The sequence below is a fragment of the Blautia sp. HCP3S3_B11 genome, from assembly GCF_052064435.1.
Taxonomy (GTDB): Bacteria; Bacillota; Clostridia; order Lachnospirales; family Lachnospiraceae; genus Blautia_A.
In genome coordinates, this window is sequence record NZ_JBQHVP010000014.1 from 88,183 (window position 1) to 106,658 (window position 18,476).

General features: G+C 40.1%; 16 protein-coding genes, 3 pseudogenes and 1 riboswitch. Of the genes and pseudogenes, 14 read left to right on the forward strand and 5 right to left on the reverse strand.

Translation table 11 applies throughout. The features are described 5' to 3' along the window. Positions 1 to 12: 12 nt before the first annotated feature. Positions 13 to 960 (reverse strand): annotated as a pseudogene (locus tag ACTNC0_RS12360) (GH36-type glycosyl hydrolase domain-containing protein); the annotation flags it as partial. Positions 961 to 1,385: 425 nt separating this feature from the next. Between ACTNC0_RS12360 and ACTNC0_RS12365 the strand changes: the two are divergent. From ACTNC0_RS12365 to ACTNC0_RS12375, 3 genes are all read left to right on the forward strand, one after another. Beyond that, entirely contained in the window at positions 1,386 to 1,586 is a 201-nt protein-coding gene (locus tag ACTNC0_RS12365; protein ID WP_441087612.1) for a hypothetical protein, read from the forward strand. Between the two features lie 112 nt (positions 1,587 to 1,698). Further along, positions 1,699 to 2,904, forward strand: coding sequence for a phosphopentomutase (locus ACTNC0_RS12370; protein ID WP_441087613.1), 1,206 nt, complete (start codon positions 1,699 to 1,701; stop codon positions 2,902 to 2,904). A 78-nt stretch (positions 2,905 to 2,982) separates the two neighbouring features. Next, a complete protein-coding gene (locus tag ACTNC0_RS12375) occupies positions 2,983 to 3,546 on the forward strand; it encodes an HD domain-containing protein (RefSeq protein ID WP_441087614.1) in 564 nt (187 codons plus the stop codon). Between the two features lie 47 nt (positions 3,547 to 3,593). On the opposite strand, the gene fliB is transcribed toward ACTNC0_RS12375, so the two are convergent. Continuing rightward, positions 3,594 to 4,850 (reverse strand): flagellin lysine-N-methylase, encoded by a 1,257-nt coding sequence (gene fliB / locus ACTNC0_RS12380; RefSeq protein ID WP_441087615.1) that lies wholly within the window; start codon positions 4,848 to 4,850, stop codon positions 3,594 to 3,596. A 44-nt stretch (positions 4,851 to 4,894) separates the two neighbouring features. Beyond that, the gene (locus ACTNC0_RS12385) at positions 4,895 to 5,713 is read right to left on the reverse strand and encodes a putative hydro-lyase (RefSeq protein ID WP_441087616.1); all 819 of its coding nucleotides are present in this window, start codon (positions 5,711 to 5,713) and stop codon (positions 4,895 to 4,897) included. Between the two features lie 224 nt (positions 5,714 to 5,937). Between ACTNC0_RS12385 and ACTNC0_RS12390 the strand changes: the two genes are divergently transcribed. After that, positions 5,938 to 6,228, forward strand: coding sequence for a diguanylate cyclase domain-containing protein (locus ACTNC0_RS12390; protein WP_441087617.1), 291 nt, complete (start codon positions 5,938 to 5,940; stop codon positions 6,226 to 6,228). Between the two features lie 71 nt (positions 6,229 to 6,299). Here ACTNC0_RS12390 and trpS read toward each other — a convergent pair whose 3' ends face one another. Continuing rightward, positions 6,300 to 7,361 carry a tryptophan--tRNA ligase gene (trpS, locus tag ACTNC0_RS12395; RefSeq protein WP_441087618.1) on the reverse strand — a complete coding sequence of 354 codons (1,062 nt, stop codon included), beginning with the start codon at positions 7,359 to 7,361 and terminating at the stop codon, positions 6,300 to 6,302. 271 nt (positions 7,362 to 7,632) lie between these two features. On the opposite strand from trpS, the gene ACTNC0_RS12400 reads away from it, so the two are divergent. The 5 genes and pseudogenes from ACTNC0_RS12400 to ACTNC0_RS12420 all read left to right on the forward strand — a co-directional run bounded on the left by ACTNC0_RS12400 (position 7,633) and on the right by ACTNC0_RS12420 (position 12,535). Next, positions 7,633 to 9,123 carry an AAA family ATPase gene (locus ACTNC0_RS12400; protein WP_055149428.1) on the forward strand — a complete coding sequence of 497 codons (1,491 nt, stop codon included), beginning with the start codon at positions 7,633 to 7,635 and terminating at the stop codon, positions 9,121 to 9,123. Positions 9,124 to 9,208: 85 nt separating this feature from the next. Beyond that, positions 9,209 to 9,323, forward strand: a riboswitch (FMN riboswitch). A gap of 245 nt (positions 9,324 to 9,568) precedes the next feature. Beyond that, a pseudogene (ribD, locus tag ACTNC0_RS12405) lies at positions 9,569 to 10,677 on the forward strand (bifunctional diaminohydroxyphosphoribosylaminopyrimidine deaminase/5-amino-6-(5-phosphoribosylamino)uracil reductase RibD). Further along, a complete protein-coding gene (gene ribE / locus ACTNC0_RS12410) occupies positions 10,658 to 11,305 on the forward strand; it encodes a riboflavin synthase (RefSeq protein ID WP_441087619.1) in 648 nt (215 codons plus the stop codon). Before ribD ends, ribE begins: the two are co-directional and overlap by 20 nt. 78 nt (positions 11,306 to 11,383) lie before the next feature. After that, positions 11,384 to 11,542 (forward strand): annotated as a pseudogene (locus tag ACTNC0_RS12415) (3,4-dihydroxy-2-butanone-4-phosphate synthase); the annotation flags it as partial. 81 nt (positions 11,543 to 11,623) lie between these two features. Beyond that, positions 11,624 to 12,535 (forward strand): ketopantoate reductase family protein, encoded by a 912-nt coding sequence (locus ACTNC0_RS12420; RefSeq protein WP_441087620.1) that lies wholly within the window; start codon positions 11,624 to 11,626, stop codon positions 12,533 to 12,535. A 103-nt stretch (positions 12,536 to 12,638) separates the two neighbouring features. On the opposite strand, the gene pckA is transcribed toward ACTNC0_RS12420, so the two are convergent. Then, complete coding sequence (gene pckA, locus ACTNC0_RS12425) at positions 12,639 to 14,243, reverse strand: phosphoenolpyruvate carboxykinase (ATP) (RefSeq protein WP_055149436.1); 1,605 nt, start codon at positions 14,241 to 14,243, stop codon at positions 12,639 to 12,641. A 423-nt stretch (positions 14,244 to 14,666) separates the two neighbouring features. Between pckA and ACTNC0_RS12430 the strand changes: the two genes are divergently transcribed. From ACTNC0_RS12430 to ACTNC0_RS12450, 5 genes are all read left to right on the forward strand, one after another. After that, the gene (locus tag ACTNC0_RS12430; protein ID WP_441087621.1) at positions 14,667 to 15,431 is read left to right on the forward strand and encodes a PIN domain-containing protein; all 765 of its coding nucleotides are present in this window, start codon (positions 14,667 to 14,669) and stop codon (positions 15,429 to 15,431) included. A 258-nt stretch (positions 15,432 to 15,689) separates the two neighbouring features. Next, positions 15,690 to 16,031, forward strand: a complete 342-nt coding sequence (locus ACTNC0_RS12435) for an arsenate reductase family protein (protein WP_118669955.1) — start codon at positions 15,690 to 15,692, stop codon at positions 16,029 to 16,031. 163 nt (positions 16,032 to 16,194) lie between these two features. Next, entirely contained in the window at positions 16,195 to 16,602 is a 408-nt protein-coding gene (gene tnpA / locus ACTNC0_RS12440) for an IS200/IS605 family transposase (protein WP_118566400.1), read from the forward strand. After that, positions 16,599 to 17,702, forward strand: coding sequence for an RNA-guided endonuclease TnpB family protein (locus ACTNC0_RS12445; RefSeq protein ID WP_441087623.1), 1,104 nt, complete (start codon positions 16,599 to 16,601; stop codon positions 17,700 to 17,702). Before tnpA ends, ACTNC0_RS12445 begins: the two co-directional genes overlap by 4 nt. 191 nt (positions 17,703 to 17,893) lie before the next feature. Further along, positions 17,894 to 18,370 carry a DUF1653 domain-containing protein gene (locus ACTNC0_RS12450; RefSeq protein WP_173721112.1) on the forward strand — a complete coding sequence of 159 codons (477 nt, stop codon included), beginning with the start codon at positions 17,894 to 17,896 and terminating at the stop codon, positions 18,368 to 18,370. Positions 18,371 to 18,476 lie beyond the last annotated feature (106 nt).

Consider the following 18,476-nt stretch of genomic DNA (forward strand, 5'->3'; position numbering starts at 1 on the left):
GACTTATTTTTATCAGATTGTCAGTACAATTTCATTTTTATCCTGAAGAAGTTCTTCAGGGATATAATTATCGTTTAATTCCTGACCGTTAAGGATCAGGCTCTGGCATCCGGCTTCCTTTCCGTTCGGGTTTTCAACAGAAATGGTAAGGTGTTTATTACGGAAAACTTTCTCAATTTTGAAATGTTTCCAGTCTTTAGGAATAGAAGGTGCCAGGCGAAGTCCTTTAAGATCCGGACGAAGTCCGAGGATACCTTCTACACATCCAACCATAACAGTGGAAGCGGTTCCTGTCAGCCAATGTACATGGGAACGTCCAAAGTGTTCACTGGCTTTTCCTTCTGTGAACTGACCATAGCAGTATGGTTCGAGACGACGGATCTCTGCACGGTCATTCTGAGCAGCAGGAGCATTTTCCATAAAATATGTAAAAGCACGCTCTCCGTGGCCGCGAAGTGCTTCGGCAAGAATCAGCCAGCCCTGAGACTGTGAGAAAATACCGGAATTTTCTTTAGTACCCTGATTGTAGATAACTGCCAGTGCGCCGTCGAAAGCATGAGCATGATAAGAAGGATCCATAAGAATCGCACCGTATTTTGTGTTAAGATGCTCATATACATTATTCAGCGCGATATCACCCTGTTGTGGAGTAGCGAGTCCGCTGATTACAGACCAGCTTTGAGGATTCAACCACATATTTGTTTCTTTGGCTTTAGCCTCGCCGATTCTTTCACCGGCTTCTGTGTAACCACGTACGAAACGATCGTTATCCCAGCAAAGTTGCTGAACTTTTTCACCAAATTTTTGCTGAGTTTTTTCCAGGTACTCGATATATTCTGTATCCTGTTTATGTTCTGCAAAGATTTTCAGAATCGTCATTGCATAATAGAACTGTAAAGCAACGAAAGAGGATTCTCCGTTTGCACCCAGACGGAGACAGTTATTCCAGTCTGCTTTTAAAGCTTTAAGTTCTTCTGCTACAGTGGTTTTCGGATCTGCATAAGTTTTTATCACCACAATAAGATGAAACATCAGCTCCAGCAAGACCGAAGAAACGTTCAGTTACATTTTTTCCGTTTACTTTTTCGTCCTCCGGAATTGCATCCAGATTTCCATGAATCTGCTGTGTGGTTCTGTTTTCTTCAAATAAAGTGCGGGAAATAAACAGGGAATACTGTAAATTAACCTGATCCTGCTCAGGATATAGATAAAATTGAAAATCTGTTAATGAATGTTCGTGGCTTTAATAAAATTATTGTAAATGCCGTAGATTATGCGGATGTAAAGGTATTTTGTGTAGCTTTATATCGGGCAATGGCAAAAGGTAAAGTTCAGCAGGAGCAACGATTGCATCAGCTACTTTTTCGGGTACAATCACACAGATTATGCCAACTTTGTACGGAGCAGCAATGCTTCATGCGGGTACAATTGTATTGGATTCTCTGCCGCATGGTTCCATTTTCCATGCATCAGCCGGGGCAATGGGAATGCCGATCAATGAGAGAATCAAATTGTTACCGATAGATATTCTGGAAGGTTTTATCATTGTGTTGGCATCGACAATCATATATGGAATTATTTTATAGTATTTGCAAATCTGGGGAATCGTGAAAGGTTCTCCGGATTTATTTTTGTAATAGCCTGAAAGTAGAATCTATGGTATGATAGAACCAGAAAATTAAGAAAGGATATGGTGAAATGGAAAAGTATAAGAGAATATTCGTGATCGTTCTGGATTCACTGGGAATCGGAGCGATGCCTGATTCAGAGAAATTTGGAGATAAGGGTGTAGATACTTTCGGACATATTCTGGAACGGATGGGAACTCTGGATATTCCGAATCTGCAGAAATTGGGAATGGTAAATCTTCATCAGGCAGGCAAAATGGAGAAGGTAGAGAATCCGATGGGACGTTTTATGCGTGTCAGTGAGGCCAGCAATGGAAAAGATACTATGACAGGTCACTGGGAGATGATGGGAATCAAGACAGAGAAACCATTTAAGACTTTTACAGATACAGGATTCCCGCCAGAGCTGATTGCAGAACTTGAGAAACGCTGTGGCAAACGTGTAATCGGAAATAAGAGCGCCAGCGGTACAGAAATTATTGAGGAGCTTGGCGAAGAAGAAATCAATACAGGTGCAATGATCGTGTATACTTCTGCTGACTCAGTTCTGCAGATCTGCGGAAATGAGGAAACCTTCGATCTTCAGAATCTTTATCGCTGCTGCGAAATCGCACGTGAGATTACCATGAAAGATGAATGGCGTGTGGGACGTGTAATCGCAAGACCATATGTCGGAAAGAAAAAAGGCGAGTTTAAGCGTACAAGCAATCGTCATGACTATGCACTTAAACCGACAGGATTAACAGCTATGAATGCATTAAAAGATGCAGGATACGATGTGATCAGCATAGGAAAAATCAATGATATCTTCTGCGGAGAGGGTGTGACAGAAGCATTGCACTCTAACAGCTCCGTACATGGAATGGAACAGACGATTGAGATTGGTAAGAAAGATTTCCATGGACTTTGCTTTACTAATCTAGTAGACTTTGATGCACTCTGGGGACACCGCAGAAATCCGGAAGGATATGGTCAGGAAATTGAGAAATTTGATAAGAATCTGGGCGTTCTGATGGATGAGATGACATCAGATGACCTCTTGATCATTACAGCAGATCATGGAAATGATCCGACATACACAGGAACAGACCACACCAGAGAATATGTACCATTCATTTCCTGGTCACCGAAGATGGAACAGGGTGGTCAGTTAGAGGAAGAGGATACATTTGCAATTATCGGAGCAACTATTGCAGATAACTTCCAGGTAAAAATGCCGGAGGGAACGATTGGTCATTCTATTCTTGATAAGTTAGAATCCCTGTTGAAATTGTGATGAGTAATAGACGGCAGGAATTTTACGGTTATCCTGTTTATATTGTAATAATTTAGCAGAAACATTAGGAGAAAATATATGGATAGCAGAGCATTTCTGAATTTTTTGAAGATAGCGGAAAGATTAAAATGTTATACCAGACATTCTTATACGTCTTCAGGCCGACATGAGAGTGTGGCAGAACACAGTTGGCGACTTACCATGATGGCATATTTTGTGCAGGATGAATTTCCTGAGGCAGATATTGATAAAGTAATTAAAATGTGTATGTTCCATGACGTGGGAGAAGCTATTACAGGAGATATTCCTGCATTTGAGAAAACTACTGCTGATTCTGAACATGAAAATTCTGTAATGGATGAACTGCTGGATACCCTTCCAGAACCGTACAAAACAGACTTGAAAGAATTGTTTGTTGAGATGGAAGCATTGGGAACATTGGAAGCTAAGATATATAAGGCGTTAGATAAATTAGAGGCATTGATTCAGCATAATGAAGCTGATCTTTCTACATGGATTCCACTGGAATACGATCTTCAGATGACCTATGGAACCAAAGAGTGTAGTTTTAGTGAATATATGAAGAATCTGCGGGATATGGTCAGAGAGGATTCCAGAAAGAAAGCTGGTATGGATAGATAATAAAAACTTGCTGTACAGAGGGAAAATACCAATGTACAGCAAGTTTTTTAGCAAATTTTTAATAGATTTTCAAATGAAAAAATTTCACTTTCTGACATTAATTCTTCAAACTTATTCAGGTTAAGGTCTGAATGTTCCAGCTCTCTGGAAAATTGATAGCAGATTTCAATCTGATCTTTCAGATTAAACTGTCGATTATTTTTCAGATATATTCCAACGTCTAATTCGTGGATAAATAACGTACAGACAACCGCCATTTTTACTTTTGCGAAAATCTTATCGTCATAAACAGCACCACAAAAATAGGTATAGATCCAGTAAACCAGAAGCTGTTCCTCCTGAATCTGCCAGTTCGGGTAGTAATAATCGAATTCACTTTTCTGATATGGATAAAGACTTATTTTTGCGGACGGATCATCTGAAATTCCTGTATATAAAGGAGTCAGAGATTCATTCAGAAAGTCTTTCCACCCAGGACGAAGGACTTCCATGGCAGGAACTATCGTCTGCCACATTTGCTGGAATAATTCTTTCGTTTTACAGGAATAATCTGGACAGCAGGTACTATCGTCTACATTTGAGGCATCAGTTATATTTGTTTTCTCTGAAGGATTTGCGGTATTTTCTTTATTATATTGATTCATTTTAAAATGAATTTTATTGCAAAATTCTTCTCCGTATCCGGAATCTTCATGGCGTTTCCTTATATCTTCCCATTTAAAAAGTTCATTTTTATCTACGCACAGCTGAAAATCATGTGCAATCGCAAGTATTTTCCACAGGCGTTTCTGCATAGGAATCGTTCTGTCCTGAATAATGGCTATCAGCATATCCCTCGTATCCATCAATGAAGTAAACAGAAGATAATCGAAGTCATCATAGATTTCTTCATGAGTTTCTTTTTCTCTGGTTATAAAGTTTGCTTTATTGTTCTGAGATAGAAGAATCCTTGCAGCCTCTGGGCAGGAAAGTGATAGAGAAATTTCGCGCAATCCCTCAAATTCCTCAATATGTCTGGGATAATTTCTGCATGTATTGCAGAACATTTTCGGACCTGCTTCTATATAAATATCACACAGATTATTTTCATTCAGAAATGCACAGCGACGATCATACTGTCGGAAAACGTGTTCTTTCCAGTCAATATCGTTATGCAGGCGGTTACGGAATGGACCTTTAAAGTGCTGATATTTTTTCAGAGTTTTATCATCAATAACGATCTGCCATCCTGCACAGCAGGTGTCAGGACAGGCACCTGCGATGCAGGAGAATTCTTTGTAATAATTTGGAAATGTAAATTGCATGATATTAAATAAAATTCTCCTTTTGGAATTGTAGATCAGAGTTATTATTTCTTTTTCATTTCCAGGTAGTCATTTAACTCAGCGTTAGGAATATCAGTAATAAACATATGTCCTGGGGCGTGAGTGATAACAATTGGTGGTTTGGCGTTCTCAATTGCTGCCTGCGGGGTTACGCCACATGGCCAGAATACAGGAATTTCACCATCGTAAATGTCTACAGCCTCACCGTAATCAGGCTTCATAATATCATCAACCCCGACTTCCTTCGGATCACCCATATGTACAGGTGCACCATGAACATTTGGCATTTTGAAAGTGATATCATAAGCTTTTTTTGCATTTTCCGGTGTCATAGGACGCATGGAACATACCATAGGACCAGAGAATGGACCAACAGGAACTGTATTGATGTTTGTTTTGAACATTGGTACATTTCGTCCCTGAGCAATATGACGGATTTCGATTCCCTCACGAATCAGTGCCTCTTCAAATGAGAAAGAACAGCCAATCAGAAATCCCACATAACCCTCTTTCCAATACTCGGAAGCATCTGTAATTTCTCTGGTAAATACGCCATTTTCATAAATTCGGTATTTCGGAATATCTGTACAGATATTTCCACCCTTCCCCATGTCATGTGTGTCAGGCTTTCCTTTGATGATTTCCAGTATCGGACATGGAAATGGATTTTTGTGTGCATATTCCTCAAAATCTGCTGCGTATTCTGGTGACAGGATTACGAGATTTGCCTGTGCATAACCGCGGCACATACCGGCGGTTGGAAAATCAATTACCCCCTTGCGAATCAGTTCGCGAACTTCCTTTGGGGACATGTCTACATAAGGTGTGATATCAAAAGCCATAATATATTACCTCCTGTTTCATACTTTACAATATAAAAGTATTGTACAGGAAACGAGATAGAAATGCAATAAATTTTGCTTGCGACAATGGAAAATTGGTAGCAGAAAATCTGGAATCTGCAGAGTAAATGGTAAAGATTTGGTTAAAAATAAGTTGAAACAACCAAAATATATTGAATGAATAATAAAAATATTGTAAAATAAAACGAAAAAGCCAAAATTTTTTGAAAGGAAGAATCGGCGGAGATGAGTTTAGTGCAATGATTCCCGGAAATGATGAAGACGGACAGTGGATTCGTGAACTGATTCAGAAGAAAAGTGCGGCATTTAATAAAGATTCCGATAAAGCGTATTATGTGGAATTATCAGTGGGATACACGATAGTTACATGCAGTAGCGGACTGGCAATCTCAGATGAACTGAAAGATGCCGATAAAGCTCTCTATGAGGAAAAAAAGAAACGAAGAAAATCTGTAAAGAAACAACTGGATTTAGAAAAAATAGTAATAAAATAATGCTAAGCAAAGAACAGGTTCAGACACGAATAATATATTTCGTATCTGAACCTGTTTTATATCCTGGGAAATTATTTAATCAGGCTATTATCGTCAAAGTAGTTGATCTGCATAGCAGAACGTACATCATGAAGTGTCTGAGCAGCTTTTGCCTCAGCAGCTTTACTTCCTTCTTTGAGGATATCATATACATCATCGAGATGCTGTTCCCAATGTTTACGTCTTTCGCGGATTGGAGAAAGCTCTGCCTGAAGTACTTTGTTCAGGAATTTCTTAACTTTAACATCACCCAGACCGCCACGTGTATAGTGAGCTTTCAGTTCATCCAAGTTCTGATATTCTGGCAGGAATTCTGCGAAATATTCCGGTTTGCAGAATGCATCCAGATAAATAAATACAGGGTTTCCTTCCACATGTCCCGGATCTTCCACGCGAAGATGATTCGGGTCTGTGAACATGGACATAACCTTCTTCTTAACATCTGCTTCTTCATCTGAAAGGTAGATGCAGTTTCCGAGAGATTTGCTCATTTTTGCTTTTCCATCAATACCTGGCAGACGTAAGCATGCTTTATTGGATGGCAGAATAATCTCAGGCTCTGTCAGAGTTTCGCCATAAACAGTATTAAATTTGTGTACAATCTCCTTGCACTGCTCGAGCATTGGAAGCTGATCTTCGCCAACCGGAACAGTAGTAGCGCGGAATGCAGTGATATCTGCAGCCTGGCTGATCGGATAGCAGAAGAAACCGACAGGGATGCTTGCCTCGAAATTACGCATCTGGATTTCGGCTTTTACTGTAGGGTTACGCTGTACACGTGCTACAGTAACAAGGTTCATATAATAAAAAGTAAGCTCTGTAAGCTCCGGAACCATGGACTGGATAAAGATAGTGGATTTCTCAGGATCAATGCCGCATGCAAGATAATCCAGGGCAACCTGAAGGATGTTCTGGCGAACTTTTTCAGGGTGTTCAGCGTTATCTGTTAATGCCTGTGCATCTGCGATCATAATATAAATTTCATCATATAAGCCGGAGTTCTGTAAACGAACACGCTCGGATAATGAACCAACATAATGTCCAACATGAAGGCGGCCTGTTGGGCGGTCACCGGTTAAAATAATTTTGCTCATTTTGCTCTCCTAAAAGTAAATTTCGATTTTCCAGAGAGTTTCTGGAAATTCTCAGTTACTATTATTATAAGGCCTGTGAATGTTACCGTCAATGATTTTGGGGGAATAAATCAGGATATAATTTATTGAATATTTATGCAATAAATACATTTACAGAATTGATTAAAAGAAAAGATTCTGCTAGAATAATAAATAGCTTCCGACAGGATTGCAGAGATGTGTAATAGAAATATGTCATGCATTGCATGATAAGATAAAAGGAGTATTTACCATGCCAGTATTTGATTTCAGCGGTGCTTCAGACAAGAAAACAGGCGTACAGTCTGAATGTACCTACACTACGTTCCAGTCCAATGAAAAGGAGACTTCCCCTGAGAAACCGATCATGATCTTGGATAACAGCAGCCGTCAGTGGAAACATCATTCCTGCGGTATTTTTACTAATCCGATCAAACGTACATCCTTTGAATTTAAAGAGGATGACGGCGTTTTCAGTGCAGATATCATCAGTATTGATTCAAGATTTGTAAGTCTTTTGAAATGGCTTGGGGAGAATCATATCAATGTGCGCCTTTCAGGAGAGAATAAAGAGAATGGTTATGCAGTTTATAAGATTCGTGAGACTGCTTTTGGCGGCGGCACGAAACTTTCCGCAGAGGACGGATTTCTTCAGTTTATGATCGAGAGACTTCTTGCAAGCAGTGCACCTGCAGAGATTGTTGAGGATGAAGATGAGGAAGAAACAGGGGACGAGATGAAGCTGACAAGCATTCAGAGCATCACTGATTTTATGACCTGCGCAGGCAGAACCCTGCCGGATAATATCCGTCTCTGGGCGAGAAGAAACCTTGCAGTTGCCCGTTCACACGAAGTATCTCCGGAGGAGAGACGTCATGCTCAGAGAGCACTTTCCATCATGATGAATGTACAGTGGAAGAGCAATTACTTTGAAGCAATCGATCCTCAGGAAGCCCGCAGGATCCTTGATGAGGAACTCTACGGAATGGAATCTGTAAAGCAGCGTATCATTGAAACAATCATCCAGATCAACCGTACCCATACACTTCCTGCATACGGACTTCTCCTTGTAGGCCCTGCAGGTACAGGTAAATCCCAGATTGCATACGCAGTTGCCCGTATCCTGAAACTGCCTTGGACAACTCTGGACATGAGTTCCATCAATGATCCGGAACAGCTTACAGGAAGCTCCAGAATCTATGCAAACGCAAAGCCCGGAATCATCATGGAAGCTTTCTCAGCAGCAGGAGAATCCAACCTTGTATTTATTATCAACGAGCTTGATAAAGCAGCGTCAGGCAAGGGCAACGGAAACCCTGCAGATGTACTTCTTACTCTGCTTGACAACCTTGGATTTACAGATAACTATATGGAATGTATGGTGCCCACAGTGGGCGTTTATCCAATTGCTACGGCAAACGATAAATCCCAGATCAGCGCACCTTTGATGTCCCGTTTCGCGGTGATCGATATCCCGGATTATACATCAGAAGAGAAGAAGATCATCTTCTCCAAATACGTTCTTCCGAAAGTCCTGAAACGCATGAGCCTGAAAGCAGAAGAATGCGTAGTAACAGAAGACGGTCTGGATGCCATCGTTGAATTGCATAAAAATACAAGCGGTATTCGTGATCTGGAACAGGCAGCAGAGCATATCGCAGCCAATGCCCTGTACCAGATCGAAGTAGATCACCTGACAGGTGTGACATTTAATGCAGAGATGGTAAGAGGGTTACTTTCCTGAAAAAAATCTTGACACGGATAAAGGTTGAGAGTATACTGTCAGACATCAGCAAGGTAAATTGCAAAAATTGCTGATAAAAATAAAATAAGATCTTCAGGGCAGGGTGCAATTCCCTACCGGTGGTAAAGCCCACGAGCCATAAGGCATGATTCGGTGCAATTCCGAAGCCGACAGTACAGTCTGGATGAAAGAAGATGACAGTAGAGATACAGAAGAATTAACTGATCTGTGAAAGCTGACTGCTCTGGAATAATAAGTTTATTCCAGAGCTTTTTTATATCATTTGAAGTAATTTCAGTGATGAAATAAAGAGTCAGATTCATTCATATCAAATATTAATTACCAGGCCCTGGATGTTGAAAAAACACCGGGGCTTTATTTTATGGAATTTTTATGGAATTGTTATAAAAGAACAGGAGATGATGGATTGAAAAACACAACGGATATGGAACAGGACAGGCAGTATATGAAAATGGCTTTGGAACTGGCGCAAAAAGGAATGGGTTTTACAGCACCTAATCCGATGGTGGGTGCTGTGATCGTTAAAAACGGAAGAATCATTGGTCAGGGATATCACAGAAAATACGGTGGACTCCATGCGGATAGAGAAGCTCTGGCAGCATGTACGGAAGAACCCGAAGGTGCATCTATATATGTTACTTTAGAACCCTGCTGTCATTATGGAAAACAGCCTCCATGCGTGAATGCAATCCTGGAGACCGGAATCAGACGCGTGATCATCGGATCATCAGATCCTAATCCGCTGGTTGCAGGAAAAGGAATCCGGATTTTGAAGGATCATGGAATTGAAGTAACAGAAAATATTTTAAAAGAAGAGTGTGATAAATTGAATGAAGCATTCTTTTATTACATCCAAAATAAAAAACCGTATGTGGTCATGAAATATGCAATGACTATGGATGGAAAAATTGCCGCTTATACAGGTGAATCCAAATGGGTGACAGGAGAAGCTTCCAGAATTCATGTACAGAAACAGCGACTGAAATATACAGGAATTATGGTTGGGGTGGGAACTGTGCTGGCAGATGATCCGATGCTCACCTGCAGACTGGAAAACAGCAGAAATCCTGTGCGTATTATCTGCGATTCCCATCTGAGAACACCACTGACATCTAAGATTGTAAGAACAGCAAAGACAATTCCTACAATCCTTGCAAGCAGCAGTAAAGACCAGCAGAAGATAAAGAATTATGAAGAGCTGGGATGCCAGGTTCTGTATGTTCCGGAGAAAACGGACACATAGATTTAAACAGATTAATGGAACTTCTGGGAGCTGCAAAGATAGACAGTATTTTGCTGGAAGGAGGGGGTTCTTTAAACTGGTCAGCACTGGAAAGCGGTATTGTTCAGAAAGTTCAGACCTATATAGCACCTAAACTTTTTGGAGGCGAAGAAGCAAAGACGCCGGTGGAAGGAAAAGGATTTCCTGATCCTGCCAGCGCAGTATTATTAAAAAACAGCGAAATGATCAGACTGGGAGATGATTTTCTTATAGAGAGTGAGGTGAAGAGAAATGTTTACGGGAATTGTTGAAGAGCTGGGAACTGTAAAAAAAATAAAAAAAGGAGCAAATTCAGCGGTATTTACGATACAGGCAGAGAAAATACTGGATGACCTGAAAACAGGAGACAGCGTAGCTGTAAATGGAATCTGCCTTACTGTAACTGCATGTCTGGAAAATGGTTTTACAGCAGATGTGATGCACGAGACATTGAACCGTTCTGCGCTGATTCAGCTTTCACCGGGGCAGCATGTAAACCTGGAAAGGGCAATGCCTGCAAACGGAAGATTCGGAGGACATATTGTTGCAGGGCATGTAGATGGAACGGGAAGAATCACAAAAATCCACAGAGATGATAATGCTGTATGGTACACGATTCAGACCTCAGACCAGATCATGAAATATATAGTCATAAAAGGTTCTGTAACAATTGATGGAATCAGCCTTACAGTGGCAAAAGTTTCGGAAAAAGATTTCTCTATCTCTGCAATTCCTCATACAGTAAAGATTACAGTTCTCGGAGAACGTAAAGAAGGGGATATGGTTAATCTTGAGACAGATATTATTGGAAAATATGTGGAGAAATTAATAACACCTGTGAAAGAACAGCCATCAAAAAGCAATATTACAAGAGATTTTCTGAGTAAGTATGGATTTTGACCAGATCAGATAAGCGGCCAATACGGATGATTTTGCCCGGTTAACAGCAGAAAAATATAGCGCATAAGGAGAGAAATAATGAACAGATTTGATTCAGTAGAAGAAGCTCTGGAAGAACTTCGAAATGGAAAAATTATTCTGGTAACGGATGATCCGGACAGAGAAAATGAAGGAGATTTTATCTGTGCGGCAGAGTTTGCCACAACAGAAAACATTAACTTTATGGCAACTCATGGAAATGTATAATTATGCTGAAGAAAGAGTCCAATTATGCTATGATATAAGAAAAGAATCATGAAAGAAGGGCATAAAACGAGGATGAAATACGTAATCATCGGAGCCGGAGGAACCGGCGGTGTTACCGGATATTATATGAAGAAAGCAGGGAAGGATGTAACCCTGATCGCAAGAGGCGAACACCTGAAAGCAATCCGGGAACAGGGGCTTACCTTAGAAAAAATGTGGGATAAAACAGAAGAAACAATCACTATCCCGGCTACAGATATGGAACATTACACAGACCATCCGGATGTGATTTTTGTCTGTGTGAAAGGCTATTCTCTGGATGAAACTATTCCGTTTATCAGGCGGATCTCAAAGAAAACAACCATCGTAATTCCTGTTTTAAACATCTATGGAACCGGTGGGAAGATGCAAAAACAACTTCCTGAACTTCTTGTAACAGACGGATGTATCTATGTCTCGGCAAACATTAAAGAATCAGGCAGACTTCTTCAGCATGGACAGATCCTGCGCATTGTATTTGGCGTAAGAGACAAAGCAGAATTCAGATCAGAACTGAGAGAAATCCAGAAAGACCTCTGTGACAGCAACATTGACGGGATTCTTTCTGAGAATATCCGACGCGAAGCACTGGAGAAATTCTCCTACGTATCACCAATCGGTGCAGCAGGACTCTACTATCATGCAACAGCCGCAGATTTCCAGAAAGAAGGCGAAGCCAGAGAACTCTTTAAAACCATGATAAGAGAAATCGCAACACTTGCAGAAGCCATGGGAATCCCGTTTCAGAAAGATATGGTAGATGTAAACTTAAAAATTCTCTCCAACCTTGCACCGGAAGCAACTACCTCTATGCAGAGAGACATCATGGAAGGAAAACAGTCTGAAATTGATGGATTAGTCTATGAAGTAGTAAGAATGGGTGAAAAATATCATGTTCCGATACCGGCATATGAGAAGGTGGCAGAGAAACTTAAAGCATTATAAAGACATCATTTATAATTTTATTGTCTGATATTTGAAACAGTACAAAAAAGGGATGCGAATCATTCGCATCCCTTTCGTATCATTTGGACAATTTAAGTTATAATTATAACTGAGGACCAGCTGCAACAAGTGCTTTACCAGCAGCGTTTCCTTCGTATTTAGCAAAGTTCTTGATGAATCTTCCGGCAAGATCTTTTGCTTTTTCTTCCCATTCAGAAGCGTTAGCATATGTGTCACGAGGATCAAGGATACCTGTGTCTACGCCGTTAAGCTCTGTAGGAACTTCGAAATCGAAGAATGGGATTTTCTTAGTAGGAGCGTTAAGGATATCTCCGTTAAGGATTGCATCGATGATACCACGAGTATCTTTGATGGAGATACGTTTTCCTGTTCCGTTCCATCCTGTGTTAACCAGGTAAGCTTTCGCTCCGCTCTTTTCCATTTTCTTAACAAGTTCTTCTGCGTATTTTGTCGGATGCAGTTCAAGGAATGCCTGTCCGAAGCAAGCAGAAAATGTAGGTGTAGGCTCTGTGATTCCACGCTCTGTACCAGCAAGTTTAGCTGTGAATCCAGACAGGAAATAGTACTGAGTCTGAGCTTCTGTCAGGATAGATACTGGAGGAAGTACTCCGAAAGCGTCTGCGGACAGGAAGATTACGTTCTTAGCTGCCGGTGCAGAAGAGATCGGGCGAACGATGTTTTCAATGTGGTTGATCGGGTAAGATACACGAGTATTCTCTGTTACGCTCTTATCTGCGAAATCAATCTTGCCTTCAGCATCAAGTGTTACGTTCTCAAGAAGAGCGTTACGTTTGATCGCATTGTAGATGTCCGGCTCAGATTCTTTGTCAAGGTTGATAACTTTAGCGTAGCATCCACCTTCAAAGTTGAATACGCCGTTGTCATCCCAGCCATGCTCGTCATCACCGATCAGGAGACGTTTCGGGTCTGTGGAAAGAGTTGTTTTACCTGTTCCGGAAAGACCGAAGAAGATAGCTGTGTTTTCGCCGTTCATATCTGTGTTTGCAGAGCAGTGCATGGAAGCCATGCCTTTCAGTGGAAGGAAGTAGTTCATCATAGAGAACATACCTTTCTTCATTTCTCCGCCGTACCATGTGTTTACGATAACCTGCTCTTTAGTTGTGATGTTGAACATTACAGCTGTTTCAGAGTTAAGGCCTAATTCTTTATAGTTTTCAACTTTAGCTTTGGAAGCGTTGTATACAACGAAATCTGGCTCGAAGTTTTCAAGTTCTTCAGCTGTTGGCTGGATGAACATATTTGTTACGAAATGTGCCTGCCAAGCAACTTCAACGATGAAACGGATAGCCATACGAGTATCTTTGTTAGCACCGCAGAATGCATCTACTACGAAAAGTCTCTTGTTGGAGAGCTCTTTTTTAGCGATTTCTTTTACTGCATTCCATGCTTCCTGAGTTGCAGGATGGTTATCGTTTTTGTATTCGTCTGTTGTCCACCATACTGTATCTTTGGAGTTCTCATCCATAACGATGTATTTATCTTTAGGAGAACGTCCTGTGTAGATACCTGTCATAACGTTAACTGCACCAAGTTCGCTGACCTGACCTTTTTCAAAGCCTTCCAGTTCCGGTTTGGTTTCTTCTTCAAATAATACTTCATAAGAAGGATTGTAGACAATTTCTGTAGTTCCGGTAATGCCATACTTGCTTAAATCGATTTTTGCCATCTTACGTTTAACCTCTTTTCTTCGTTAATGAAAGCGCCTGTTTAAACAGGCTTAAGATACCTTACCATAAAAGCGAATGGGTATCGCTTCTCTTTTACTATTATACATATTTAACGCTTAAAATCAACAGGATTTTTGCCTTTTTTTGAATTTTGTTAAAGATTTATCAACTGGAATTTGATGAAAAATCCGTCATTTTTCACAAAAGGTATGTAAATTTATTATAGTGGCAATATGGGAATACTATTCGTGGATATGATAATATTCTGTCTGGATGGAACAGACAGGAAAGACAACCAGGAAATACTAACCAGGAGAGTTGCCACAATGTGGTTGTACTGATAAAAGATGCATGTTAAAATAGGAAAGAATTATCTGTCTGAAAAATGACAGAGTATTATACAGCAGAGAAAAAAAGAGAGGATGAAGATTATTAAAACTTATTATTTGATTGATTATGAAAATGTAGGAAGTGAAGGCTTCAAAGGATGCGAAAAATTACGGGAAACAGATATTATCCATCTTTTTTATACAGACAACAGCAGAAAAATAGACCTTGATATTATCAATGATCACGGAGAAGCAAAGCTGGTAACACATAAAGTACCGACAGGAAATCAGTCAGCAGATATGCATCTGGGATCTTATCTGGGATATCTGATAGGAAAAGAGTGCACAGGTCAGGATGAAGAATGTAAAATTGTTGTAATCAGTAAGGATACAGGATTTGACCATATTATAGAGTTCTGGAAAACAGAAAAAGATGTGAAAGTCTCCAGAAACGAGAAGATTTCCGGAAAACAGGTGCATACAAGGAAACAGGTAAAAAAACAGACCGTCAAAGAAAAAGACGGACAGATGATCGAACAATCCGGTCAAAAAACAGAAAAACAGTTGAATGAACAACCTGAAAAGCAGTCTGCCAAACAATCAGAGAAGCAGAATACAAAAAAGCCAAAACAAAAGATAATTGACATGAAAGCCGGAACAAAGAGATTACAGCAGGAATTGATATTGGTTCTCGACAAGGCAGGCATGCCAAAGGAAGTGGTAAATTATGTTTCAACAACTGTGGAGAAAAATGCAGAAGACAAAAACAGAAAACAGCAGATTTACAGATCTATCATTTCCAAATACGGACAGACAAAAGGACTGAACATCTATAACCATATTAAAAAGAAAATCTAACGGAATAAAAAATAACGGAATAAAAGAAGGAGGCCGGGAACCTCATCGATTCCCGGCAAAAGTATGAAAAAGAAAAAGTTTTGTTTGCAATTACTCTTTGCTCTGTACAGATAATAATATAACCAGGAAATGTGAGAAATATGTGGTGAGAATTTGAAAAAAATGTGAAATGGATGGAAATTTAAAGTGAACAGGCAGGAAAAGAGAAAATATAGCAGGAACAATAATTCTTAAAAAAATGGGAGAAAGCATTAGACTATGAATATACAGATTTTTGGTACAAAGAAAAACTTTGACAGCAAGAAAGCAGAACGCTATTTCAAAGAACGGGGAATTAAATATCAGTTTATAGATATGAAAGAAAAAGGCTTAAGTAAAGGAGAATTCCAATCCGTCTGCCAGGCAGTTGGCGGTTATAACAAGCTGATAGATACTGACTGCAAGGATAAAGACCTGCTGGCATTGATCACTTATATTGCGGAGGAAGACAAAGCAGAGAAAATCCTCGAAAACCAGAGCATCATCAAAGTCCCTGTGGTAAGAAACGGAAAACAGGCGACAGTAGGATATCAGCCGGAGATATGGAAGAGCTGGAAATAAAAAATGTGAATATATTTAACATAATATATAGCAAGAATTCTCCTTCCTCTATAGGTGGGAGATGAATTGCAAAAAAAACAGAAAAGAACACTTGTTCTGCAATGCGATTCATGGTATAATAGAATCAGTCGATAAGGTAAAAAATCAAAAAAGGACTGTTTTTATGGAAAAAATAGATCACAATGCACATTCAGTATATTTGATGTATTATCATCTGATCATGGTGGTAAAATATCGAAGAAAAGTTATCAATGACCCAATTTCAGAAAGAGCAAAAGAAATATGGGAATATATTGCACCCCGATATGGAATTGTTTTGGAGGAATGGAATCATGATATTGACCATGTGCATGTAATGTTTCGTGCACAGCCTAAAACGGAACTCAGTAAATTTATCAATGCATATAAAAGTGCCAGCAGCAGGCTGCTGAAAAAAGAGTATCCGGAAATTCGGGAAAAACTTTGGAAAGAAGCATTCTGGAGTCAGAGTTTCTGCCTTTTGACGGCAGGAGGCGCACCAGTTGAAGTAATCCGTCAATACATCGAAACCCAGGGAGAGAAAAAGAATTGAACATAGCATATCGTTTTCGGATCTATCCAACAGAAGAACAGAAGATACTCCTTGGAAAAACATTTGGCTGCTGCCGTTTCCTGTATAACCAGATGCTTAATGACAAGATCCTGGAGTATAAAAAGACGAAAAAGCTGTTAAAAAATACACCAGCCATGTATAAAAAGGAGTATTCATTTCTGAAAGAAGTAGATTCGCTGGCACTGGCAAATGTTCAGCTTCATCTGGAGAAAGCATATAAGAATTTTTTCCGTGATCCCAAGGTTGGATTTCCACGTTTCAAGTCAAAACATCACTCCAAAAACAGCTACACAACAAATGTAGTCAACGGAAATATTCTGGTAGAAGATAAGCGGATCCGGCTTCCCAAATTAAAATGGATCTCCATGAAAAAACACAGGGAGCCTGCAGAAAACTGCTGTCTGAAATCAGTGACAGTCAGTATGGAGCCGTCCGGAAAGTATTTTGCAAGTCTGCTGTATGAAGGATACAGCTGCGAAAACCAAGCAGCAGATGAAGATTACAGCAATGCCAAAATACTGGGGATTGATTATGCGATGCAGGGGATGGCAGTGTTTTCAGAAGAGATTGAACTTGAAAAAGCAGGATTCTTCAGAAGAAATGAAAAAAGGCTGGCAAGGGAGCAGCGTAAACTGTCGAGATGTGTAAAAGAAAGCCGCAATTATGTGCGACAGAAAAAGAAAGTTGCCAGGTGCCATGAAAAAATACGAAACCAGAGAAAGGATTATCTGCATAAACTGAGCCGCAGGATCACAGACCAGTACGATATAGTCGCGGTAGAAGATATTGATATGAAAGCAATGGGCCAGTGTCTGCACTTTGGGAAAAGTGTACAGGATAATGGATACGGGATGTTCCGGAATATGCTGGATTATAAGCTTGCCTGGAAGGGAAAGAAATTAGTAAAGATAGACCGCTTTTTCCCTTCAAGCAAAAAATGCAGTAAATGCGGAAAGATAAAAAAAGAGCTGGGATTATCCGAAAGAGTATACCGCTGCACGTGTGGAAATGAGATGGACAGAGATCGAAATGCAGCGATCAATATCCGTGAAGAGGCAAGAAGGATGCTGGCAGTATAAACTGTCCATATCCGGACAATAAGTAAGAAAATACGCCCGTGTCCGGGCAAAAAGAATCGCGGGGCACGCGAGGATAGCTTGTAGATACTTGGCTCAGTAGAGTCATTGAGCAAGAAGCCCCCACTTCAAAATCTGGGATTTAAGTGGTGGGAGCATGTCACAATGATAAGAGATAAAAGGAAAAATAAAAGATGGCAAAGATCAGAATCATAAAGAAAAATAATGACTGTAGCATGGAATACGAAGTAGGCGATATTTGTGAGGTCACAGGTACCTGGTATGGCGGCGTCCACATCAATGGTCGCTCCGGAATCCCGGTTTCCCTTGATAAAGAAGAATATATGGAACTCAACACAGAACCGGAAGAACCTGACAGTGCTGAAAATGAAAACACATCGGAACCACCGGAACACGATATCCATGCAGGCGACATTGTACAGCATTTCAAAAGAGAATGGGTATCCCCGGATACTTCCGAATATCTCTATAAAGTCCTTGCAGTAGCCCATCACACAGAAAACGGTGAAAAACTGATGATTTACCAGGCACTCTACGCACCTTTCAAAATCTGCGCCAGACCCTATGATATGTTTATGAGTGAAGTGGACAGAGACAAATATCCGGATATTAAACAGAAGTACAGATTTGAAAAATATACTGAAAAATAGATGATTGATATTTTATGGAATTGCTATAGTAAAACAGGCACTTTTGCCTGTACAAAAACACTTTGTCGTTGTATAGTAATAACAAATAATAACAGCACACGTTTCC